This is a genomic window from Leclercia sp. GLN_9 (genome assembly GCF_043105735.1).
Classification (GTDB): Bacteria; Pseudomonadota; Gammaproteobacteria; order Enterobacterales; family Enterobacteriaceae; genus Enterobacter; species Enterobacter adecarboxylatus.
Genome location: NZ_JBICLV010000026.1, coordinates 135,586 through 157,564 on the forward strand (window position 1 = coordinate 135,586; position 21,979 = coordinate 157,564).

The following is a 21,979-nucleotide window of genomic DNA, read 5'->3' on the forward strand; positions in this document are numbered from 1 at the left end:
CTACTCTGTCGGTTGCCCGCCGGGGCGGAGTGGCAGGCAGTATAAACCCCCGCGGCACCGGAGTTCCCGGGAAAATATCCTAATACTCTTTACCGGTAACGCGGCTGCGATAGCTTTCCCAGTCAAAAATGACATACAGGCTGTTGCCGAGCTTCATGCGGTCCATCACTCGCTCGCCGAGCAGGCGGGTCATCTCATCCACGTTGTGGTTGGTGAGCATGCCGGTGGGGCGCTTCGAGGAGGAGCGACGATCGACGATCTGGTTGATGATCACCTTTTCATAGCGTGATTCGGTCTGCACGCCGATCTCATCGATAACCAGCAGATCGACATTGCTCAGATCGTTCAGCAACTGCTCTTCGCTGGTTTCCCGGTTGCTGAAGGTGTCTTTCATCGCCGACATAATGTCGGCTACGGTGATAATCAGCACCGATTTGCCCCGCAGCAGCAGCTCGTTGCAGATGGCCGCCGCAAGGTGGTTTTTGCCGGTGCCCGGCTTGCCGCTGAAGATAAAGCTGGCGATGTTGCCGTCAAACTCTTCGACGTACTGGCGCGCCTGTTGCAGGGCTTTTAGCTGCCCCTGGCTCTCCACGTTGTAGTTGTCGAAGGAGCAGTTCTGGTGCAAGGGACGAATACCGGAGCGGTTAAAGGTGCGCTGCATCTTCATGGCGCGGTTCTCACGGGCCAGCGCCGCGGCGCGGATCTCACCTTGCTCTTTCTGCCACGCCAGCAGCTCTTCACCGGTGGTAAAAGCCGGTTTGACGTTGGCCGGCATGATCTTTTGCAGACGCTTCATCAGTTCGCCGAACTCTTTCATTTGGCACCTCGGAATCCGTGGGGGATCTGTTTATCCGGTTCTGAAAAGGCATTCACGTCGCGTTTTGACTGTGCGCCGTTGCTGGCCCGGTTGATCTGTACGCTGCGGGCCAGCTTTTGCTGCCACTGAATATGATGGAAGACTTTCCCTTCCGCCTGCCAGTAAGCAGTGAAGGCGGCCAGCTCTTCCGGGGCGACGGGCTGGGTGAGGGCAATGCCCCACAGCGCCGCCTGGCGTTGAAAGTCGGGGTCAGGCTGCCAGCCGTTATACATGGCGAATTTGCCCATCGGCACCGCAATCGGGGCGCTGGTGGGTTCGTCGAAAAATTGATTATCCAGAGTGACATCGCTGGTCGGGCGCGACAGGCGCGCTTCCAGCTCCAGCAGTTGAGCCAGACGCTGTGGCGTTATCGCATAAAAAGCCGGGGCGTTATCGGCAAAAATGGCGACGGTACCGCCTTCAGCATTGGCCAGCACGCCGCGGGGATCGTGCATAAAGGCATCAATGCCAGTGACGCTGGTGGTCAGGATTCTGGAAGACATAATACTTCTCTACTGGATTACTGCGGACGTGATATGGGCTTATGGTAGCACAGAGAGGAGGGGGGCAGGCAGGGGTCTGATAGCCACTTCCTGCCCCCCTGAAAAATCAGGAAATAATGTTCAGCGTCACATCAATGTTGTTGCGGGTGGCGTTGGAGTACGGGCAGACAATGTGCGCCGCATCGACCAGTTTTTTCGCCTCGGCGGCGTCCATCCCTGGCAGGTGAATATTCAGTTTCGCTTCAATACCAAACCCGGTTGGCAGTGGGCCGATACCCACTTCCCCTTCGATAAAAGCGTCCTTCGGCATGGTGATTTTGTCGCGGTTAGCCACAAACTTCATCGCACCGAGGAAACAGGCCGAATAGCCCGCGGCAAACAGCTGTTCCGGGTTGGTCACTTCACCGCCCGCGCCGCCCATCTCTTTGGGAACGCCCAGTTTGACATCCAGCACTCCGTCAGACGAAGTGGCGCGGCCATCACGGCCTCCGGTGGCTTTGGCTCTGGCGGTATAGACAACTTTCTCTAAAGACATGTTGGGATCCTTATCTCTGGGTTGTGTGCAAGCTATGGACAGGTATAACGCAAGGCAACCTGAACCGCCATCTTTCGGTAGTGCTGACGTTGGGCCTGCTCGTCAGCCCCGTCTTCAAACAGCAGGGTAAAGGTGTAGCTATTAGCCACATAATGAAAGCTGAAGCTGCTGATCAGGCGGTGCAGATCGCGGGCGTTTACCGTCAGGTTAAACAGCTGCTTCGCTTTGCCACGCTCAAGGATGGTTTCCAGCAGATCCAGCGCACTGCGGTTCACCTGGCGCAGCAGCGCCGACTGCTGCATATACCGTCCGCGCTGCATGTTCTCCATGCAGATAATGCGGATGTAGTCCGGGTGGTCAGCATGATAATCAAAGGTGGTTTCGACCAGCTGCACCAGCGCCTCGACCGGCGGCAGGGCATCCAGACTGAGCTGCTTTTCACTGGCGCGGATCTGGGTGTAGACATACTCCAGCACCAGCAGATACAGGTTTTCTTTGGTTTTGAAGTGATACACCACCATGCGTTTAGTGGTGCCTGCTTTCTCGGCAATTTGCTCCATGCGCGCGCCGTTCAGTCCGTACTCGGCAAACAGCGAGAGGGCGCTCAGAAAAATTTTGTCTTTCAGGCGGGATCCGTCGCTGTTTTCTGCGTGTTCGCTGTCAGGGTGAGACACATCCGTTCCTTACTTAGCCACATGAGAACACAGGATTATCGCCACGGCAGCGGGAGAACACAACTCTCAGACCCGGGGGCGCTTGCGATAGAGCCACAGCCCGGGGATCGACAGCCCGATCGAAAGCGCGCCGACAATCGACGAGGCTTTCAGGAAGTTGGTCAGCAGCAGGATCATCTGCGCTTCGCTGTAGCCAAAATGGCTAATTTTCACCGCTGAAATCATGGCGGTATAGGCCGAAATGCCCGGAAACATCGGGATGACCGCCGCGACGGTAAAGACTTTCGGGTGGGCCAGATACCAGCGCGACCACTGGATCCCAATGCTGCCAACCAGCATCGAGGCCATAAAGGTTGACCATTCGATATTCAGCCCGGCGGTCATCATCGCCATCCGCGAGCCATGCCCTATCGCCCCCAGCAGCGCACACCACGGCAGGGCGCGGCGGGGAACGTTAAACACCATGGCAAAACCCACCGCCGGAATAGCCGACAGCAGCATGTCCTGGGCCAGTGCCCCTATAAATTCGATTACGCCCATCCGCGAAGATCCCACAACGTCATGGCCATCACCACCCCGATACAGGTGGCCAGGGTCAGCAAACTGGCGATCGCCCAGCGCGCCAGGCCGGTATTAATATGCCCTTTAAACATGTCGGCCACGGCATTAATCAGTGGAAATCCCGGCACCAACAACAACACGCTGGCGGCCATGGCGATAGTGGGCGTGGTGGCGAATGCCGGGATCCGCAGCAGTAAACCAGACACCGTGGTGGCGACAAAGGCGGTAATGCAGAAGTTAATTTGCGGGTGCAGATGCCGGTGGGTCAGCACCTGACGCACGTACATGGCGAGGGTGCTGGCAATTAACGTGATAAAGGCACCGTCCCAGCCGCCATTATTGAGCTTGCAGAAGCAGGCGCAGGAGAGGCCGACCATCATCACCACCAGCCAGCGCGGATAGCGCAGCGGCTTGATTTGGCTGAAGCGTTTTTCGATCCCCTGCGCATCCAGCAGCTTATGTTCCGCCATGATGACGATGTGCTGCACCTCGGTGACAACGTGCATGTTGATCCCGCGATCCTGGTTTTTGCGCGTGGAGGTCAGGCATTGGCCTGCTTTAAGGGTGGTCAGCACAATGGCATTCGACGAGATGGAACTCTCCACGCTGTCCATCCCCAGCGCCAGCCCCAGGCGTGTGGACAGCTCCTCGACCAGGGCGCTCTCTGCGCCATGCTGCAATAAAAAAAGGCCGCACTGAATACACAGTCGCGTGGCGGTGCGTTGTGATGACTGATCTGCCTGCATCTGTTGCCCTGAGGAGAGAGTGACGGTTGGATGGTCAGAAGGGTTACTTGTAGCACACAACCCGGTGAGGCTTACTCTGGGTTAGATCAAGGTTTAAGCCGATTAGCGACCTAAGGTTTTCGGAAATGCAGGGTAACTAATTATTATTTTCTATGGGTTTAATATATCTATATTTATAATTTTTATATTTAGAATAACTAATATCCTATTTAGGATAATATTATGACCAGAGACTTAACATTTCGTGCGGATTCCGCGACATTAATGCCGATTTTGGCGGTGTATAAATTTGTGATGCGGATTCTTTTCGCATTCTCATTTCGCTCAGCTAATGAAAAAGGAAAAACATTACATTTTTACGTCGCCCTGTAAAAGAAGCGGGTATTTCAACTGGATGAAAGACGTGAAATGACTTTATGAATGGATTCGGAGCGCCAATGTCATCTATAAATTGTAAAAGCGCAATAATCATCAGTAAATCACCCATAATGCAAACCGGTCTCGGCAGCATTATGTCTCGTTATTTTCCAGACTGCGAACACGCGTTTAGCCGGTCTCAGGAGGAGCTGACGCTTCTTCAGTTACGCCGTGCCTTTGTTGTCATTGCGGATCTGTCTGGCGACCCGCGCAATGCGCGCAGCCTCTGTGAACAGTTTTACAAGCTACAAAACCAGTATCGGGATATTCACTGGATTTATCTGGTTCCGCGCGCCATTTATCCCTTCGCTGTCGAGCTCTTAATGCGGCCAGAAAGTACCTTACTTTCCGATATGGAGTCCATTGACGTTGTGGTTAATGCGATTCGTTCCGGGAGTGAACGCGCTGAACGAATTAGTCAGACGTTGTTAAAACCCGCGGCGGAAGAGTTTCATGATGCTCAGGGTGACGTCATGTTGACCTTTTCAGAGCGCAAAGTACTGCGCCTGCTCGGCAAAGGATGGGGAATTAATCAGATCGCTACATTACTGAAGAAAAGTAATAAAACGGTAAGCGCGCAAAAGAATAGCGCCATGAGGCGACTCTCTTTAACCAGTAATGCCGAAATGTACGCGTGGATTAACAGCACCAAGGGAATGAAAGAGCTGAATTTATTCTCAGCCTATGGAGAGCAAGACGAATGGAAAAGAGTGCCGCGAAAAGACATATCGCTATCGTCGAAAAGTGCATGATGAGTGCTATGGGGCTGAAACACCTTTTTGCCAGCCCATCACTGAATGCTTACGAAGTACACCTTTTTAATAACATCGCCAGTTTTCAATCCACCCTTAATTCTGTTCCGTATTCAACGTTGATTTATTCCCTCTCCGATGAGCGTGAAGAGCGACGAAATTGTCTGCTGTGCATCAAGGAGTTGACTGCTACCCACGGCATGATTCAGCGCATTGTCCTGGCGTCAGACGAAAAAGAAGCAAGCCTGATAAACCAGCTTTCGCCGTCACGTTTGCACGGAATTCTTCTGAAATCTCATTCGCTGGCCACGCTGCAGGAGCAGCTCAGCAAAATGTTGAGCGAGACCCGGCGGGCGAACGACAGCAAGCTGCATCACTGGAATATTCATCGTGGACGGTTGCTAAGCCCATCCGAGCGCGCCATTTTGCAGTATATGTCGTGTGGCTATTCCCTCGCGCAAATTGCCACCCAGCTGGAGCGCAATATCAAAACCATTCGGGCGCATAAATTTAATGCCATGATGAAGCTCGGCGTGCACTCCGATGTGGGGTTACTGGATGCGGCAGATATTCTGACGCTGTTTCCCATACCCGACCACCGCGCGCTGCACTTCCTCTCTCCGCTCCATTCCTGACGCGTAATAACCTGTCTGCGCCAGAGTCACATCTGGCGCAGGGGTTACAGGCAAACGTCCACCCAGGTGGCTTTGGTTAGCTCGGCCATGCGTTCCGGTGAAATGCGCACCGCGCTGTGAATGGCACCAGCAGCAGGCAGGACTTCGGCATACTGCCTGAGCGAAATATCGCAGTAGACCGCCAGCGGGTTTTCCAGCCCGAAAGGGCATACGCCGCCGACGGGGTGCCCGGTTACCGTCACCACCTCATCGCTGCTCAGCATCCGGGCTTTTGCGCCAAAGGTCTGCTTCAGCTTTTTATTATCCAGGCGCGCATCACCTTTGGCGACGACCAGGATCACCTCATCTTTAATTTTCAGGGACAGCGTTTTCGCTATTTGCCCTGGCGCGACATTGTGCGCCTCGGCAGCCAGCGCAACGGTAGCGGTACTTTGACCCAGCTCGATAACTTCTACGTCGGGAGCATGGTCAGCAAAAAACTGACGCACAGACTGCAAACTCATTGTTTCCTCCAGAAAAATACGCTGTGTAATCTGTCATAAGAAATTATGCTCTGTAAATATTCCCTAAGTAACAAAACTCCAACATCAGCGATTTCTGGATCCTCTTCACAATCACGGAAACCGGTTACAGTAACCGGTTGCAGACCGGGAAGCGGAGATTAATACTGATTACGTCATTTCCCCTGTATCCAATAAATAATAAGAGTCGATTATGAAACCTATCCGTTTGAGCAGTACCGCTGGTAAGCGAACCAGCAAGGTGGTGAAAGTGGTATATGGAACACCGAGCGGCGTAACTGCGCCCGAAACGATCGTCTGACAGGAGAGCCGTTATGTCTGCCAACCATGCTGCGTTTAACCTGATATTCCGCTTTGTTGAAAACTATGTCAGCCCCATTGCCGGACGCATCTCTTCCCAGCGTCACGTAATGGCGATCCGCGACGGCTTTATCTCCGCCATGCCGTTTATGATTGTCGGCTCGTTCTTATTAGTGTTTGCCTATCCGCCGTTTTCACCGGATACCACCTGGGGCTTTGCCCGCGCCTGGCTGGATATGGCGAAACAGTTTGAAGGCCAGATTCTGACCCCGTTCGATATGACGATGGGGGTGATGTCTCTTTATATTTGCGCGGCTATCGCCTACAACCTCGGCAAGCACTACGTGAAGTCGCACCAGCTCGATCCTTTCATGTGCGCGATGCTGTCGCTGATGGCCTTCCTGCTGATTGCGGCGCCAAAAACCAAAGGTGCGCTGCCGGTGGATAGCCTCGGTGGGACGGGGATTTTTACCGCCATTCTGGTGGCGATCTACTGCGTGGAGATGATGCGTTTCCTGAAAGCGCACAACATCGGTATCCGCCTGCCCGATCAGGTGCCGCCGATGATCAAAAACTCCTTCGATCTGCTGATCCCGGTGCTGGTGGTGGTGTTAACCCTCTATCCGCTGAGCCTGTTTATCCAGTCGGAATTTGGCATGCTGATCCCGCAGGCAATTATGGCCATCTTTAAACCGCTGGTGTCTGCTGCGGATTCGCTGCCTGCGATCCTGCTGGCGGTGCTGATCGGCCATCTGCTGTGGTTTGCGGGGATCCACGGGGCGGCGATTGTCTCCGGGATGCTGCAGATGTTCTGGCTGACCAACCTGGGGATGAACCAGACCGCGCTGGCGCAGAGCGCGCCGCTGCCGCACATCTTTATGGAGGCGTTCTGGACCTTCTTCATTGTGATTGGGGGTTCCGGGGCGACGATGGGGCTGGTGTTCTGCTACCTGCGCAGCCGCTCGGCGCACCTGCGGTCGATTGGCCGTTTGAGCGTGGTGCCAAGTATTTTCAACATCAACGAGCCGGTGATCTTTGGTACGCCGATCGTCATGAACCCGGTGTTCTTCATTCCATTCCTGTTGGCACCGATGGTGAATGCGGTACTGGCGTGGGCGGCGATGAAGCTGGATCTGATTGGCCGGGTGATTTCCGTAGTGCCGTGGACGGCGCCTGCGCCTGTGGGTGCCGCATGGGCGCTGGGCTGGGACTTCCGTGCGGCGGTACTGGTGCTGCTGTTAGCCCTCGTCTCTGCCATCATCTACTACCCGTTCTTTAAAGTGTACGAGAAGCAGTTGCTGGCGCAGGAAGCCGAAGAGGCCCAACGTGCCGACGAAGAAAGTCAGCAGGTGGCATAGGTAAAAGCAAAACGGCGACCAGAGGTCGCCGTTTTTAGTATTTGTTGGGAGAGGGTGAGGGCATCAGGCCGCACTCGTTTATTTAAGCGTGCAGTCCCCACATTGCTGAACATCCGGCAGGCGATAACGCTGGCAGCAGGTACGACGCACCAGCAGCCCGTCGCGCGGCACCACGGTGCGGTAAAGCGGGTTATCACGCCCATCCGACAGCTGGCGGGCAAAGAAAATGGCCTGACGCAATGTGTCCACCTTCTCATCACCCAGCAGGGTTTTCATTTCGGTCAGATACCAGTGAATTAAGTATCCGGTATTGCTCCAGATAAGTTTGCCGTTGATCTCACCTGTCTCTTCCAGCGCCTCAACCACCGGGATCAGCGCCCGGGTAATCAGCACTTCCATTCGTTGCTGTGCAGAAAGCGAGGTGGTCTGGCTGTCTTCCTGAACGTCGATCCAGAAGCAGGCGGCACGCCCGGTTTCATGAAACTCAACGTGGAAGTGTTCAGGGGAGAGATCCAGCGCCACCTCCTGGGTAAGCAGAGCCAGCATCATCGGCGGTACCATTAGCCCGATATACCATTGCGCCCAAAGCGACAGCAGCGGCTTGTTTTCGCGCGCCAGAGTAGGTTGGTTGCGGTAGATATGATCGGAGTAGGTGGCCAGCAATGACTGCAACTCGGCAGGGCGTTGCCACTGTGCCAGCGTCAGGGCATGGTGCGGAGGCGTTTCATCCAGCTTGATGACATCCAGCATATGCGCACGCGTCTCGGCAATGGCGTCACGCACCGTATCCGCAAGCCCTGAAGGCCCGGCCGGAAGGCGGGTTTGCCAGATGACATTCTCAATGACGTGTGCAGAGCGTATGGCCATAATTGGGCTGGATAAAAATCTAAATGATAATGATTGCCAATCCTAACTATAGATAAAACCGGGCGCAAGATGTTTTATATAATTAAGTCTCACATAAGCCCACGCTGACAAATGAGAAATTATGTCATATGATATTGGTTATCATTATCGGGTTGGGGGACAGATCATGTTGAGCAGAGCGTTAGGGAGTGGATGGGGAGTGATATTGCCGGGGGCGATGATTGCCGGGCTGGCATTTACCGATCTGTCGCTGGCGGTCTGGAAAGTGATTATCGTGTCGGGATTACTCATGTCATCCGCCATGATCTGGCATAAACAACTGCGGCACTTTGTGCTGCTGCCATCATGTGTTGCGCTTATTGCGGGAATGTGGGTTCTGGTGATGAATCTGAACTGAAAGGGTAACAAGAGAGAAAATCAGGAGAGATAAGATAATTGGTGCGAGGGGGGGGACTCGAACCCCCACATCCTAAGGACACTAACACCTGAAGCTAGCGCGTCTACCAATTCCGCCACCTTCGCACAGTCATCTTATTGTATTGATATCGCCTCGTTGGTGCGAGGGGGGGGACTCGAACCCCCACATCCTAAGGACACTAACACCTGAAGCTAGCGCGTCTACCAATTCCGCCACCTTCGCCCAGTGCGAGCAATATCAATCATGGTTATTGGTGCGAGGGGGGGGACTCGAACCCCCACATCCTAAGGACACTAACACCTGAAGCTAGCGCGTCTACCAATTCCGCCACCTTCGCATACCATCGATACAAAAAAAGTATCGTAACCACGGAGGCGCATTCTAGATGTTTTCAGCTATTCGTCAATAGATAATTGTGCCGGATGTTTTGATCGTTGCAAAAATGGCCTGATCGCGCAGATCAGGCCGGAGGGAGACGTTACTTCTTCGCCTGACGGGTCATGATCGCACGGTAGATCTTAAAGCGGCCCGTTTGCGCCAGCACTTCGTGGAAGCCGAAGACTTCGTCCAGCACTTTTGGATACGGCAGGAAGGCGTTAGCCACGATACGCAGCTCACCACCGCTATTCAGATGGCGTACCGCAGTGCGGATCAGCGTCTGCGCGGCCTCGAGGGTGGTTTCTACCCCATCATGGAACGGCGGGTTGGAGATAATCATATCGAAACGACCGGTCACGTCGGAGAGCACGTTGGAGGCAAATACCTCGCCCTCAATGCCGTTAGCGGCCAGGGTCGCACGGCTGGCTTCAATGGCGGATGCGCCGACATCGGTGAGGGTCAAACGCACCTTCGGTGAGTGGCTGGCGAGTACGGCGGAGAGCACGCCTGCGCCACAGCCGACATCCAGCACTTTGCCTTTGGTGTGCGGCGTAAAGGTGGAGAGCAGCAACTGGCTGCCAACGTCCAGACCATCACGGCTGAATACGCCCGGCAGCGTTTTGATGGTCAGGCCATCCAGCTGATATTCGCCCCAGTATTTTTCCGCGTCGAAGGTTGGTTTTTTGTCCAAACGGCCATGGTACAGGCCGCAGCGGCGAGCGCTGTCAACTTTGTTCAGGGTAGTGTAATCGGCCAGCATCTGCTCGGCGCTACGCACGCCGCTGCGGTTTTCACCGACCACGAAAATATCGCAGCCCACCGGCAGCAGGGAGAGCAGGTTCATCAGCTGGAACTGGGCTTCAGGTTTGTTCTTCGGCCAGTAGTAGATCAGCGTATCGCAATCCGCGATGTCGCTCTGCTCAGCCACCAGGCTAAAGCGAACGCGCTCGCCCATCTGGCGGCTCAGTACCTGCCAGTGGTGATACTGCTGGGTGTGCGCGCGGCTCGCAGCGCACTCGAAACGGGCAGGCAGGTCATCCTGCATATCTCCGGCAAACAGAATACGGCTTTGTTCGAAATCATCACTGTGGCGCAGCAAGACTTCACTTGCCGGGGTAAATGCAGACATGAATTGTTCCTCAATAAACTCAGGCGGGGATTATAGTAGGTAGATGGCGCAGATTCGACACATTTGGTATATTTGCGCGCCTGACAGACAGGAGTTTTCGCAATGGCATCCCGACGAGACAGGCAATTACAGCAACTGGGTATCACCCAGTGGGCGCTGCGCCGCCCGGCGGCCTTGCAGGGCGAAATCGCCATCTCGCTTCCGGCGCACATTCGTCTGGTGATGGTGGCGCAGAGCCTGCCCGCGCTGAACGAGCCGCTGATTGCCGACGTGCTGCGCGCCCTGAAGCTGGGTGCCGACCAGGTGCTCCAGCTCACGCCCGATCGCGTGGCCATGCTACCGCCAGACGGTCGCTGTAACAGCTGGCAGCTTGGCGTGATGGAAGAAATAGCGCTGGAGGGCGGCAACCTGGCCACCCCGGCATTGGACGAACTTAACGCGAACCCGGCGGCACGTCGCGCGCTGTGGCAACAAATCTGCGAACATGAACACAATTTCTTCCCTCACGACGACTGATTTAGCGCAGGCTTTTGAGATCGAAAAACGCGCCCACGCCTTTCCGTGGAGTGAAAAAACGTTTGCCAGCAACCAGGGCGAGCGTTACCTCAACTATCGACTGGATGTCGATAATACCCTGGCGGCTTTCGCCATTACGCAGGTCGTTCTGGATGAGGCGACGCTGTTTAACATCGCCGTAGATCCTGCTTTCCAGCGCCGTGGGCTGGGCAGAGAACTGCTGGAACATTTAATTCGCGAGCTGGAAGCACGAGACGTGTTCACGCTGTGGCTGGAAGTACGGGCCTCGAACGCCGCCGCCATCGCACTCTATGAAAGCCTGGGCTTCAACGAGGCGACGATCCGCCGTAACTATTACCCCACCGCAGAAGGACGTGAAGACGCCATCATCATGGCTCTGCCGCTTGGATAACTAAAAAGGTTGTAACGATGAACTGGGACTGGATTTTCTTTGATGCTGACGAAACGCTGTTTACCTTCGATGCGTTTGGTGGCTTACAGCGGATGTTTCTCTACTACAGCGTGACCTTTACCGCTGAAGATTTCCAGGATTACCAGACGGTGAATAAACCGCTGTGGGTCGATTACCAGAACGGGGCGATCACCGCGTTACAGCTGCAGCATCAACGTTTTCAGGGATGGTCTGAGCGCCTGAACGTCCCGGCGGGCGATCTGAATTATGCGTTCCTGAACGCGATGGCAGAGATCTGCGCCCCCCTGCCGGGCGCCGCGTCGCTGCTCGCCTCCCTGAAAGGAAAGGCGAAGCTTGGGATCATCACCAACGGCTTTACCGCGTTACAGCAGGTCCGCCTTGAGCGCACCGGTTTTCGTGACTACTTTGATTTATTAGTGATCTCCGAACAGGTGGGTGTGGCCAAACCGGCAGCCAAAATTTTCGATTATGCGCTGGACCAGGCCGGAAACCCTGATCGGTCAAAGGTGCTGATGGTGGGGGATACGGCCGAGTCCGATATCCTCGGCGGGATGAACGCCGGGCTGTCCACCTGCTGGCTGAATGCGCACAATCGCCCCCTGCCGGAAGGAATCAACCCGACCTGGACCGTGGCCTCCCTGAGCGTACTGGAGCAACTCCTGTGTAAACATTGATTGCCTGCCCCCCATTGATGGGTAAAATAGCCGCATTTTCGTATTCATGATGCGTGGCCTGCTGCCGCGCTTTTTATAGAAGATTCTATTATGACGTTGTCTCCTTATCTGCAAGAGGTGGCGAAGCGCCGTACTTTTGCCATTATCTCTCACCCGGATGCCGGTAAAACCACCATCACCGAAAAGGTGTTGCTGTTCGGACAGGCGATCCAGACCGCCGGTACGGTAAAAGGCCGTGGCTCCAGCCAGCATGCAAAATCTGACTGGATGGAGATGGAAAAGCAGCGTGGTATCTCGATCACCACCTCCGTGATGCAGTTCCCGTATCACGACTGCCTGGTGAACCTGCTTGATACCCCGGGGCACGAAGACTTCTCCGAAGATACCTACCGTACCCTGACGGCGGTGGACTGCTGTCTGATGGTGATCGATGCCGCAAAAGGTGTAGAAGACCGTACCCGTAAGCTGATGGAAGTTACCCGTCTGCGCGATACGCCGATCCTCACCTTTATGAACAAACTCGACCGTGACATCCGCGATCCGATGGAAGTGATGGACGAAGTGGAACGCGAGCTGAAGATCGCCTGTGCGCCAATCACCTGGCCTATTGGCTGCGGCAAGCTGTTTAAAGGGGTTTACCACCTCTATAAAGACGAAACTTACCTGTATCAGACCGGTAAAGGTCACACCATCCAGGAAGTGCGCGTCGTTAAAGGGCTGGATAACCCTGAGCTGAACGCGGCAGTGGGCGATGAGCTGGCAGAGCAGCTGCGTGACGAGCTGGAGCTGGTCAAAGGTGCTTCCCACGAGTTCGACCAGGAGCTGTTCCTGAGCGGTGAAATCACCCCGGTCTTCTTCGGTACCGCGTTGGGTAACTTCGGCGTTGACCATATGCTGGACGGCCTGGTGGAGTGGGCGCCGCAGCCAATGCCGCGCAACACCGACACCCGTGAAGTGGTTGCCAGCGAAGAGAAGTTCACCGGTTTCGTGTTTAAAATTCAGGCCAACATGGACCCGAAACACCGCGACCGCGTGGCCTTTATGCGTGTGGTGTCCGGTAAATATGAAAAGGGCATGAAGCTGCGTCAGGTGCGTACCGGTAAAGACGTGGTGATCTCCGATGCACTGACCTTTATGGCCGGCGACCGTTCCCACGTGGAAGAGGCGTATCCGGGCGACATCATCGGTCTGCATAACCACGGCACCATCCAGATCGGTGACACCTTTACCCAGGGCGAGATGATGAAGTTCACCGGTATTCCGAACTTCGCGCCGGAACTGTTCCGTCGTATCCGCCTGCGGGATCCGCTGAAACAGAAACAGCTGCTGAAAGGGCTGGTTCAGCTATCGGAAGAGGGTGCGGTGCAGGTGTTCCGTCCTATTTCCAATAACGATCTGATTGTCGGCGCCGTCGGTGTGCTGCAGTTCGACGTGGTTGTTGCCCGCCTGAAGAGCGAATACAACGTTGAAGCGATTTACGAATCGGTCAACGTGGCGACGGCGCGCTGGGTTGAGTGTTCTGACGTGAAGAAATTCGAAGAATTTAAGCGTAAGAACGAAGTCCAGCTGGCGCTGGATGGCGGTGATAACCTCACGTATATCGCCCCAACCATGGTTAACCTGAACCTGGCGCACGATCGTTACCCGGATATTCAGTTCCGTAAAACCCGCGAGCACTAATCCCTTCTCAGAGCACGGCAGCCGCCGTGCTCTGCTTAAATCCCTGCCTTATTAATCCCTTGCGGAATGTTCTTAATTCATCATCTTTTGTTACTTATTGCTCATTTATTAGTCAATTCTGAAAGCAGCGCTGCGAGAGTGATCTATATTTAACTCAGTGTTTAACACCGGGCGCAGATGAAAGCTCCACTCAATGCGTGTTGATAAGGTTCTCATCTCGCCCGAGTGTTGATTAGTAGGATGAAAGACTACTTACACATGATGATTTACGCTCGAATTCGGAGCAAACCACAGGAATACATCGATGAATACTAAAAAACTGAAGATTTCGAAAACTCTGTTGGCGGTAATGATGGGTAGCGCTCTGGTATGCGGTTCTGCAATGGCAGAAACCACCGCCACTGATAAAGCGCAATCCACAGCAAACACCGCTGGGGAAAAAATCGATAACTCTATGAATAAAGTCGGTAACTTCATGGATGACAGCTCTATCACAGCGAAAGTAAAAGCGGCGCTGGTGGATGCTGATGATATTAAGAGCACCGACATCTCCGTAGAAACCGAGAAAAATGTGGTCACGCTGAGTGGCTTTGTCGAGAGTCAGGCGCAGGCTGAAAAAGCGGTTGCCGTGGCGAAGAAGGTAGAGGGTGTGACCTCTGTCAGCGACAAACTGCATGTGCGTGACGGTAAAGAGCAGTCTGCCAAAGGCTATGCCGGCGATACTGCAACTACCAGCGAAATCAAAGCTAAACTGTTAGCTGATGACATCGTGCCATCACGTAAAGTGAAAGTTGAAACCACCGACGGTGTTGTTCAACTGAGCGGTACTGTGGATTCAAAAGCACAGAGCGATCGTGCCGAGAGCATCGCAAAAGCCATTGATGGCGTGAAAAGCGTTAAAAACGACCTGAAGGTTAAATAAAACACCACAATCGTCCTTCTGGCTGAGGCCAGAAGGCGAGATAAGAATTAAACCTTAGTATCGCCGTGAGCAACCTGAGCGCTCACCATGCGGTCGACATTAACTATGGTAAAGGAGAGTCTTATGTTTCGTTGGGGTATCATTTTTCTGGTTATCGCGTTAATTGCCGCCGCTCTGGGTTTTGGTGGTCTGGCGGGTACCGCGGCGGGTGCGGCGAAAATTGTCTTCGTCGTCGGTATTATCCTGTTCCTGGTTAGCCTGTTCACCGGACGCCGTCGTCCATAGCTCAGGTTATGGGTTAGTTGACGAAAAAGGCTCATGCTCTGCATGAGCCTTTTTTATGGCTGGCGTTTGTCGGCATCCGATTTGAGTAATACGCCGGGTGTACGCTACTGTGTAATAACAAAACAAATAAAAAACAGGACAGCAGAGGTGGGACAGCGAATTCCGGTTACGCTCGGCAACATTGCGCCGCTGGCGCTGAAACCCTTTCGACCAGGCCAGATGGCCCTGGTGTGTGAGGGCGGCGGACAGCGAGGGATCTTCACGGCTGGCGTGCTGGACGAATTTATGCGCGCGCAGTTTAACCCGTTTGATCTCTACCTTGGCACCTCCGCCGGGGCGCAAAATCTCTCGGCCTACGTCTGTCATCAGCCGGGCTATGCCCGGAAAGTGATCATGCGTTACACCACCTCCCGCGAATTTTTCGATCCACTGCGCTTTGTACGCGGCGGGAATCTTATCGACCTCGACTGGCTTCTGGAGGCCACTGCCAGCCAAATGCCGCTGGCAATGGATACCGCTTCGCGCCTGTTCGATACCGGAAAAGCTTTCTGGATGTGCGCCTGTCGCGGCGATGACTACTCGGCCAGCTACTTCTCCCCGCAAAAAGAGAACTGGCTGGATATTCTTCGCGCCTCCAGTGCCATCCCTGGTTTCTACCGCACCGGCGCAGCGCTGGACGGCATTGCCTATCTGGACGGTGGCGTCAGCGACGCGATCCCGGTGCAGGAGGCGGCCCGACGCGGTGCCCAGACCATCGTGGTGATCCGCACCGTGCCGTCGCAGATGTACTACACGCCGCAGTGGTTTAAGCGGATGGAACGTTGGCTGGGCACCAGCAGCCTGCAACCGATGCTGAATCTGGTTTCACATCATGAGGCCAGCTATCACACCATCCAGCGTTTTATCGAGAAGCCGCCGGGTAAGCTGCGCATCTTTGAAATCTATCCCCCGCGTCCGCTTAACAGCATGGCGCTGGGCAGCCGCGTGCCCGCCCTGCGGGACGACTACAAAACCGGGCGCCTGTGCGGGCGTTATTTCCTGGCCACGGTGGGCAAGCTGTTAGCTGAACGTCCACCGCTGCGCCGCCATCAGCATATTATTGCCCCTGCTCCGGTGGTGGTTTCCCCGGCAAGCGTGGCCAACGATGCTGTCACCACGCCGCTGGTGATGGCCCCTGAGGCCAATGACACCCTGTTTGATAACGAGGATCTGGCGTGACTTACCGCTTTATCGATACCCATTGCCACTTTGATTTCCCGCCTTTTACTGACGATGAGCCAGCCAGCCTCCAGCGTGCCGCCGATGCGGGAGTGATGGCGATTGTGGTGCCATCGATTGATGTGGCGAGCATCGATCGCGTCCTGCGCCTCGGGGCGCGCTATCCGACGCTGTATATGGCGCTGGGCCTGCATCCGATTGTGATCGAATCCCACCAGGATGCACATCTGGATCAACTGGAAGCGGCGCTGGCGGCGCGCCCGGAAAGACTGGTGGCGGTAGGGGAGATCGGCCTCGATCTTTATCGGGAGGATCCGCACTTTGATCGTCAGGAGGCGATCCTCGACGCACAGCTGAAGCTGGCGAAACGCTACGATTTACCGGTGATCCTCCACTCCCGGCGTACCCACGACAAACTGGCGATGCACCTTAAACGGCAGGATCTGCCGCGTACCGGCATGGTCCATGGTTTTGCTGGCAGCCTGCAGCAGGCGCAGCGCTTTGTCGAGATGGGCTATAAAATTGGCGTCGGCGGCACGATCACCTATCCACGGGCCAGTAAAACGCGCGATGTAATGGCGCAATTACCGCTCTCCGCTCTGCTGCTGGAAACCGATGCCCCCGACATGCCGCTCAACGGTTTTCAGGGCCAGCCGAACCGCCCGGAGCAGGCGGCGCGGGTGTTTTCGACTCTGTGTGAACTGCGTGACGAGCCTGCGGATGAGATCGCCGCGGCATTGCTGAACAACACCCGCACGCTGTTCGACCTGCCGCTATAAATAGAGCGCCGGGCGGATCACCCTGATCCGCTCATGCTCCAGCATCCCGGCCAGTGGTTCGACATCCTCTGCCGTGGCGCTACGCCAGTGTCGGGCTTCGCCATAGACGCCGTGCGCATGGAAGGCGTTGATCCTGACGGGCACATCCCCTAACTGGCGAATAAACTCGACCAGCTCCCGGCGGTGCGTCAGGTAATCGCAGCGATCCGGGATCACCAGCAGACGCAGCTCGCTCAGCCGGTGGTGCGCGGCCAGCCAGTGGATGCTGCGCTTGATAAGCACGTTGTCGCGCCCGGTCAGATAGCAATGGTGCGCCGCGTTCCAGGCTTTAAGATCCAGCATCGCACCGTCAAACACCGGGAGCAGTTTTTGCCAGCCGGTTTCACTTAACAGACCGTTACTGTCCACCAGACAGGTCAAATGTTGCAGCTGCGGATCGGCCTTCAGGGCTGAAAACAGCGCCACCAGAAACGGCAGCTGTGTAGTGGCTTCTCCGCCGCTGACGGTGATGCCGGAGATAAAGGGTGACACGTTGCGGATCTGCGCCACCACCTCCTCCACGCTTAAACGCAGCGCCATGGGCGTCGCCTGCTGCGGGCACATCTGCAGACAGGTGTCGCACTGCTGGCAGCGGGCATCATCCCACCAGACCCGTCCAGCCTGAATGTTCAGCGCGTCATGCGGGCAGTGCGGCACGCACGACGCGCAGTCGTTGCAGCGGCCTATCGTCCACGGGTTGTGGCAGGTTTTGCAGCGCAGGTTGCACCCTTGCAGAAACAGGGCCAGGCGGCTGCCGGGCCCGTCAACGCAGGAGAACGGGATAATCTTACTGACTAAAGCGCATCTGTTGTTCATGGCTTATCACGCGCGGCTGGCGCTCCAGAATACGGGTGTTACGGGCGGCCTCTTCACCCAGCCAGGTGGTGTTGGTACGCGAGCCTTCGGCGCGGTATTTCTCCAGATCGGAAAGCCGCACCATATAGCCAGTGACGCGCACCAGATCGTTACCCGAAATATTGGCGCTGAACTCGCGCATCCCGGCGCGGAAGGCACCCAAACAGAGTTCCACCACCGCCTGCGGATTGCTCTTGATGGTTTCATCCAGAGTCAGGATATCGCTGATCCCGGCGTGATAGTGCTGATGATGCGGCGCAACCGCCAGCAGATGGCTGATCGGATCGGGCTCTTCACCATAAGGCAGACGCGCGCCCGGCGTGGTGCCAACGTCAGAGCTGATCCCCGACTGGGCATGCAGCAGGGCGCGTTGCTTCCAGCCGTACCTGACCGGGGTATTTTCCACAAAGGTCGCTAATTGTTCGCTGATGCGATACCCCAGAGCGTTGGCCTGCTGATCTTTACCGTAGCGCCCCGTAATCCCGGCTTTCTCGCACAGCACATTCACCGCTTCGGCCAGGCCATACATGCCGAACATCGGCACAAAACGGTCGGGATCGATCAGCCCTTCTTTTACCAGGAAGCTATTCTCAAAGAAGCCGGATTGTTGATACAGGAAGTCGCAGCGCGCATTGATGATGGCGATCTGCTGCTGACAATAGTAAGGCAGCGTGCGGGTAAAGAACGCCTCAGGCGTTTCGCTCTGTTCCGCGATGGCTTTCAGGTTGAGACGTACCAGGGTACTGCCGCCGCCCGCCAGCGGCAGGGAGTTGTAACAGCTGACGACGCCAAAGCCTTTTTTTGTGAAAATTTTATCATTTACCGGCCCGTTGGCGATGTGCGGTTTGCTGCATTCGCAGATGTTGCTGGCCACCTCCAGCAGCAGATCATCCGGGGTGATCTCAGGATCATAAATAAAGGTCAGATTCGGTGAAACCTGCTTAAGCTCTGCATCTGCGCGTAAAATGGCGCGTGTCACAGGGCCGTCTGCCGGGCCGATATTGACGTGGGTGAAGGCATCCGGCAGGGTACGGTCGAGATAGCGCCAGAAACGTTTTATTCGAATATCGATTTCTTGTTGTGTTAGAATTCTAACATACGGCTGCAGCAGCGTATCGAGATGGCCGAGGTACACCGGCATGCCGGTAACGGACGGAACATGGTGGTAAAGGATGGTTAACAGCGACAGAGCATCGTCCAGATCCTTTGCACCTTCCAGCTCCAGCCATTCCGAGCCCTGTTTCAGGAACATCGCATAGGCGGGTAACACATAGCGTGGCTTGTACGGCGCATGGCCCTCAAACATATCGCAGATAAACCCCGCCTCCAGCGCCTGGCGCGCTTCAGGGGCTAACGTCGGGTAGGGGAGGTTGTTTTCTGCCTCCAGCGCCAGAAAATGGCGTTTTTGTTCGGGGCTTAACACCGGGCTTGTCACAATTTGCTGGCAACGTTGTTGCAGGGCATCGGGGGGCATGTTCGCTTCCTTTTTCTTCTGCATGATGGGGAAGGATTGTAAAAAGAGTCCCGACCACTGCCTTTGATCCCGGGCGTGTACCTGACGCTTTAATCAGCAGTTGTAGCTAAATTATTTGAAGTTGATCTCATTACTGTTATGCAAATTTGTACGCATATTTCATTAACTGTGATGAATGTCGAAGTGAGAATGCGGGTGGATGTTAGAATACTCACAGACCCGCAAGGTAAAATTTTACGGCTATACGCCGGGAGAATGTTATGACCGATTTAACCGCAAGCAGCCTGCGCGCCCTGAAACTAATGGATCTGACAACCCTGAATGACGACGACACCAACGAGAAAGTGATCGCTCTGTGTCATCAGGCAAAAACGGCCGTGGGCAATACCGCTGCTGTCTGTATCTACCCGCGTTTCATTCCGATCGCCCGCAAGACCCTGAAAGAGCAGGGTACGCCGGACGTGCGCATCGCTACCGTCACCAACTTCCCGCACGGTAACGACGATATCGAGATCGCGCTGGCTGAGACCCGCGCCGCTATCGCTTACGGTGCTGACGAAGTTGACGTGGTCTTCCCGTACCGTGCGCTAATCGCCGGTAACGAGCAGGTTGGTTTCGATCTGGTTAAAGCCTGTAAAGAAGCTTGCGCTGCGGCAAACGTGCTGCTGAAAGTGATCATCGAAACCGGCGAACTGAAAGAAGAAGCGCTGATTCGTAAAGCGTCTGAAATCTCCATCAAAGCGGGTGCCGATTTCATCAAAACCTCTACCGGTAAAGTCCCTGTGAATGCCACCCCGGAAAGCGCACGCATCATGATGGAAGTGATCCGCGACATGGGCGTGGAAAAAAGCGTGGGCTTTAAACCGGCAGGCGGCGTGCGTACCGCGGAAGACGCGCAGCAGTTCCTGGCGATTGCCGACGAGCTGTTCGGTGCCGACTGGGCCGACGCCCGTCACTACCGCTTCGGTGCCTCCAGCCTGCTGGCCAGCCTGCTGAAAGCGCTGGGTCATGGCGACGGTAAGAGCGCAAGCAGCTATTAAGATTTGATTTGCCGGGTGGCGCTACGCTTACCCGGCCTACTTTCGGGAGGTTACCGTGTTTCTCGCACAAGAAATTATTCGTAAAAAACGTGATGGTCATGCTTTAAGCGACGAAGAGATCCGTTTCTTTATCAACGGCATTCGCGACAATACCATTTCTGAAGGGCAGATTGCCGCCCTGGCGATGACCATTTTCTTCCACGATATGGCGATGCCGGAGCGCGTGTCGCTGACCATGGCGATGCGGGATTCAGGAACCGTTCTGGACTGGAAGAGCCTTAACCTTAATGGCCCGATCGTGGATAAACACTCCACCGGCGGCGTGGGTGATGTGACCTCGCTGATGCTGGGGCCAATGGTCGCTGCCTGCGGCGGCTATATCCCAATGATCTCCGGGCGCGGCCTCGGCCATACTGGCGGCACGCTCGATAAACTGGAAGCCATCCCGGGCTTCGATATCTTCCCGGATGACAGTCGCTTCCGTGACATTATTAAAGACGTTGGTGTGGCGATTATCGGCCAGACCAGCTCTCTTGCCCCGGCGGATAAGCGTTTTTACGCCACGCGTGACATTACCGCGACCGTTGACTCCATCCCGCTGATCACCGCCTCTATCCTCGCCAAAAAACTGGCTGAAGGGCTGGATGCGCTGGTGATGGACGTGAAAGTGGGCAGCGGCGCCTTTATGCCGACCTATGAACTCTCCGCTGCGCTGGCCGAAGCGATCGTTGGCGTCTCCAACGGCGCAGGCGTGCGCACCACCGCGCTGCTCACTGACATGAACCAGGTGCTGGCTTCCAGCGCCGGTAATGCGGTCGAAGTGCGTGAAGCAGTCCAGTTCCTGACTGGCGAATACCGCAACCCGCGCCTGTTCGACGTGACCATGGCGCTGTGCGTCGAGATGCTGATCTCCGGTAACCTCGCCAAAGACGACGCCGAGGCCCGTGCCAAACTGCAGGCGGTGCTGGATAACGGCAAAGCGGCCGAAATCTTTGGCCGGATGGTTGCTGCGCAGAAAGGCCCGACCGACTTCGTGGAAAACTATGCCAAATACCTGCCAACGGCGATGCTGAGCAAAGCGGTTTACGCAGATACGGAAGGTTTTGTCTCTGCCATGGACACTCGCGCGCTGGGCATGGCGGTAGTATCGATGGGTGGCGGTCGTCGTCAGGCATCGGACAGCATTGATTACAGCGTCGGCTTTACCGATATGGCCCGTCTGGGCGACAGCGTTGACGGCCAACGTCCGCTGGCTGTGATCCACGCGAAAGATGAAAACAGCTGGCAGGATGCGGCGAAAGCAGTGAAGGCCGCCATCACCCTGGCAGATAAAGCTCCAGAAAGCACACTAACCGTCTATCGTCGCATTACCGAATAGCGGTATACTGATCTGATCGCTTTTTTATAAGCACTG

25 protein-coding genes and 3 tRNA genes are annotated in these 21,979 nt (G+C 55.5%); 14 read left to right on the top strand and 14 right to left on the bottom strand.

Translation table 11 applies throughout. The annotated features are described in order from the left end of the window. Window positions 1-79: 79 nt before the first annotated feature. The 6 genes from dnaC to ACF8PE_RS17440 form a co-directional block, all read right to left on the bottom strand. Window positions 80-817, bottom strand: a complete 738-nt coding sequence (gene dnaC / locus ACF8PE_RS17415; protein ID WP_032616388.1) for a DNA replication protein DnaC — start codon at window positions 815-817, stop codon at window positions 80-82. Continuing rightward, entirely contained in the window at window positions 814-1,359 is a 546-nt protein-coding gene (gene dnaT / locus ACF8PE_RS17420) for a primosomal protein DnaT (RefSeq protein ID WP_077227113.1), read from the bottom strand. The genes dnaC and dnaT overlap by 4 nt, the downstream gene beginning before the upstream one ends. A 106-nt stretch (window positions 1,360-1,465) precedes the next feature. Then, complete coding sequence (locus tag ACF8PE_RS17425) at window positions 1,466-1,894, bottom strand: organic hydroperoxide resistance protein (protein WP_032616390.1); 429 nt, start codon at window positions 1,892-1,894, stop codon at window positions 1,466-1,468. Between the two features lie 32 nt (window positions 1,895-1,926). Beyond that, complete coding sequence (locus ACF8PE_RS17430; RefSeq protein ID WP_032616391.1) at window positions 1,927-2,568, bottom strand: TetR family transcriptional regulator; 642 nt, start codon at window positions 2,566-2,568, stop codon at window positions 1,927-1,929. A gap of 66 nt (window positions 2,569-2,634) precedes the next feature. Further along, the gene (locus tag ACF8PE_RS17435; protein ID WP_032616392.1) at window positions 2,635-3,108 is read right to left on the bottom strand and encodes a threonine/serine exporter; all 474 of its coding nucleotides are present in this window, start codon (window positions 3,106-3,108) and stop codon (window positions 2,635-2,637) included. Then, window positions 3,099-3,875, bottom strand: coding sequence for a threonine/serine exporter ThrE family protein (locus ACF8PE_RS17440; RefSeq protein ID WP_032616393.1), 777 nt, complete (start codon window positions 3,873-3,875; stop codon window positions 3,099-3,101). The genes ACF8PE_RS17435 and ACF8PE_RS17440 overlap by 10 nt, the downstream gene beginning before the upstream one ends. Before the next feature lie 437 nt (window positions 3,876-4,312). Here ACF8PE_RS17440 and ACF8PE_RS17445 point away from each other — a divergent pair, with 437 nt between their 5' ends. Both ACF8PE_RS17445 and bglJ read left to right on the top strand, forming a co-directional pair. After that, complete coding sequence (locus ACF8PE_RS17445; protein ID WP_392495124.1) at window positions 4,313-5,044, top strand: LuxR C-terminal-related transcriptional regulator; 732 nt, start codon at window positions 4,313-4,315, stop codon at window positions 5,042-5,044. Next, on the top strand, window positions 5,044-5,679 hold the full coding sequence (bglJ, locus tag ACF8PE_RS17450) for a DNA-binding transcriptional activator BglJ (RefSeq protein ID WP_032616399.1): 636 nt from the start codon (window positions 5,044-5,046) through the stop codon (window positions 5,677-5,679). The genes ACF8PE_RS17445 and bglJ overlap by 1 nt, the downstream gene beginning before the upstream one ends. Window positions 5,680-5,723: 44 nt before the next feature. Here bglJ and ACF8PE_RS17455 read toward each other — a convergent pair whose 3' ends face one another. Then, on the bottom strand, window positions 5,724-6,182 hold the full coding sequence (locus ACF8PE_RS17455) for a YbaK/EbsC family protein (RefSeq protein WP_032616395.1): 459 nt from the start codon (window positions 6,180-6,182) through the stop codon (window positions 5,724-5,726). Window positions 6,183-6,514: 332 nt separating this feature from the next. On the opposite strand from ACF8PE_RS17455, the gene ACF8PE_RS17460 reads away from it, so the two are divergent. Next, entirely contained in the window at window positions 6,515-7,858 is a 1,344-nt protein-coding gene (locus tag ACF8PE_RS17460) for a PTS sugar transporter subunit IIC (RefSeq protein WP_032616396.1), read from the top strand. 78 nt (window positions 7,859-7,936) lie between these two features. Here the strand turns inward: ACF8PE_RS17460 and fhuF are convergent, their stop codons facing one another. Beyond that, a complete protein-coding gene (fhuF, locus tag ACF8PE_RS17465; protein ID WP_392495125.1) occupies window positions 7,937-8,725 on the bottom strand; it encodes a siderophore-iron reductase FhuF in 789 nt (262 codons plus the stop codon). Window positions 8,726-8,891: 166 nt separating this feature from the next. Between fhuF and ACF8PE_RS17470 the strand changes: the two genes are divergently transcribed. Further along, complete coding sequence (locus tag ACF8PE_RS17470) at window positions 8,892-9,122, top strand: DUF1435 domain-containing protein (protein ID WP_151583570.1); 231 nt, start codon at window positions 8,892-8,894, stop codon at window positions 9,120-9,122. Between the two features lie 39 nt (window positions 9,123-9,161). On the opposite strand, the gene ACF8PE_RS17475 is transcribed toward ACF8PE_RS17470, so the two are convergent. The 4 genes from ACF8PE_RS17475 to rsmC all read right to left on the bottom strand — a co-directional run bounded on the left by ACF8PE_RS17475 (window position 9,162) and on the right by rsmC (window position 10,650). Beyond that, window positions 9,162-9,247, bottom strand: a tRNA-Leu gene (locus ACF8PE_RS17475). Between the two features lie 32 nt (window positions 9,248-9,279). Further along, a tRNA-Leu gene (locus tag ACF8PE_RS17480) sits at window positions 9,280-9,365 on the bottom strand. Between the two features lie 29 nt (window positions 9,366-9,394). Next, window positions 9,395-9,480 (bottom strand) — tRNA-Leu (locus ACF8PE_RS17485). 141 nt (window positions 9,481-9,621) lie between these two features. Further along, window positions 9,622-10,650, bottom strand: coding sequence for a 16S rRNA (guanine(1207)-N(2))-methyltransferase RsmC (gene rsmC, locus ACF8PE_RS17490; RefSeq protein WP_077227117.1), 1,029 nt, complete (start codon window positions 10,648-10,650; stop codon window positions 9,622-9,624). Window positions 10,651-10,752: 102 nt separating this feature from the next. Between rsmC and ACF8PE_RS17495 the strand changes: the two genes are divergently transcribed. The 8 genes from ACF8PE_RS17495 to ACF8PE_RS17530 all read left to right on the top strand — a co-directional run bounded on the left by ACF8PE_RS17495 (window position 10,753) and on the right by ACF8PE_RS17530 (window position 17,157). After that, on the top strand, window positions 10,753-11,166 hold the full coding sequence (locus ACF8PE_RS17495; RefSeq protein ID WP_032616402.1) for a DNA polymerase III subunit psi: 414 nt from the start codon (window positions 10,753-10,755) through the stop codon (window positions 11,164-11,166). Continuing rightward, window positions 11,135-11,578 (top strand): ribosomal protein S18-alanine N-acetyltransferase, encoded by a 444-nt coding sequence (gene rimI / locus ACF8PE_RS17500; RefSeq protein ID WP_032616403.1) that lies wholly within the window; start codon window positions 11,135-11,137, stop codon window positions 11,576-11,578. The genes ACF8PE_RS17495 and rimI overlap by 32 nt, the downstream gene beginning before the upstream one ends. 17 nt (window positions 11,579-11,595) lie before the next feature. Continuing rightward, on the top strand, window positions 11,596-12,273 hold the full coding sequence (gene yjjG / locus ACF8PE_RS17505; protein ID WP_392495126.1) for a pyrimidine 5'-nucleotidase: 678 nt from the start codon (window positions 11,596-11,598) through the stop codon (window positions 12,271-12,273). A 90-nt stretch (window positions 12,274-12,363) separates the two neighbouring features. Beyond that, window positions 12,364-13,953 carry a peptide chain release factor 3 gene (gene prfC / locus ACF8PE_RS17510; RefSeq protein WP_032616405.1) on the top strand — a complete coding sequence of 530 codons (1,590 nt, stop codon included), beginning with the start codon at window positions 12,364-12,366 and terminating at the stop codon, window positions 13,951-13,953. Window positions 13,954-14,257: 304 nt separating this feature from the next. Then, complete coding sequence (osmY, locus tag ACF8PE_RS17515; protein WP_032616406.1) at window positions 14,258-14,875, top strand: molecular chaperone OsmY; 618 nt, start codon at window positions 14,258-14,260, stop codon at window positions 14,873-14,875. Between the two features lie 123 nt (window positions 14,876-14,998). Then, the gene (locus tag ACF8PE_RS17520) at window positions 14,999-15,160 is read left to right on the top strand and encodes a DUF1328 domain-containing protein (RefSeq protein ID WP_002887716.1); all 162 of its coding nucleotides are present in this window, start codon (window positions 14,999-15,001) and stop codon (window positions 15,158-15,160) included. Between the two features lie 147 nt (window positions 15,161-15,307). After that, window positions 15,308-16,378, top strand: a complete 1,071-nt coding sequence (locus ACF8PE_RS17525; RefSeq protein WP_392495127.1) for a patatin family protein — start codon at window positions 15,308-15,310, stop codon at window positions 16,376-16,378. Beyond that, on the top strand, window positions 16,375-17,157 hold the full coding sequence (locus ACF8PE_RS17530; RefSeq protein WP_392495128.1) for a TatD family hydrolase: 783 nt from the start codon (window positions 16,375-16,377) through the stop codon (window positions 17,155-17,157). Before ACF8PE_RS17525 ends, ACF8PE_RS17530 begins: the two co-directional genes overlap by 4 nt. On the opposite strand, the gene ACF8PE_RS17535 is transcribed toward ACF8PE_RS17530, so the two are convergent. Next, entirely contained in the window at window positions 17,152-18,012 is an 861-nt protein-coding gene (locus ACF8PE_RS17535) for a YjjW family glycine radical enzyme activase (protein ID WP_392495129.1), read from the bottom strand. The genes ACF8PE_RS17530 and ACF8PE_RS17535 overlap by 6 nt on opposite strands. Further along, on the bottom strand, window positions 17,984-19,525 hold the full coding sequence (locus ACF8PE_RS17540) for a YjjI family glycine radical enzyme (RefSeq protein WP_392495130.1): 1,542 nt from the start codon (window positions 19,523-19,525) through the stop codon (window positions 17,984-17,986). The genes ACF8PE_RS17535 and ACF8PE_RS17540 overlap by 29 nt, the downstream gene beginning before the upstream one ends. A 260-nt stretch (window positions 19,526-19,785) precedes the next feature. Between ACF8PE_RS17540 and deoC the strand changes: the two genes are divergently transcribed. Further along, entirely contained in the window at window positions 19,786-20,565 is a 780-nt protein-coding gene (deoC, locus tag ACF8PE_RS17545) for a deoxyribose-phosphate aldolase (RefSeq protein WP_059308769.1), read from the top strand. A 55-nt stretch (window positions 20,566-20,620) separates the two neighbouring features. Next, a complete protein-coding gene (deoA, locus tag ACF8PE_RS17550; RefSeq protein ID WP_392495131.1) occupies window positions 20,621-21,943 on the top strand; it encodes a thymidine phosphorylase in 1,323 nt (440 codons plus the stop codon). Window positions 21,944-21,979: the final 36 nt, after the last annotated feature.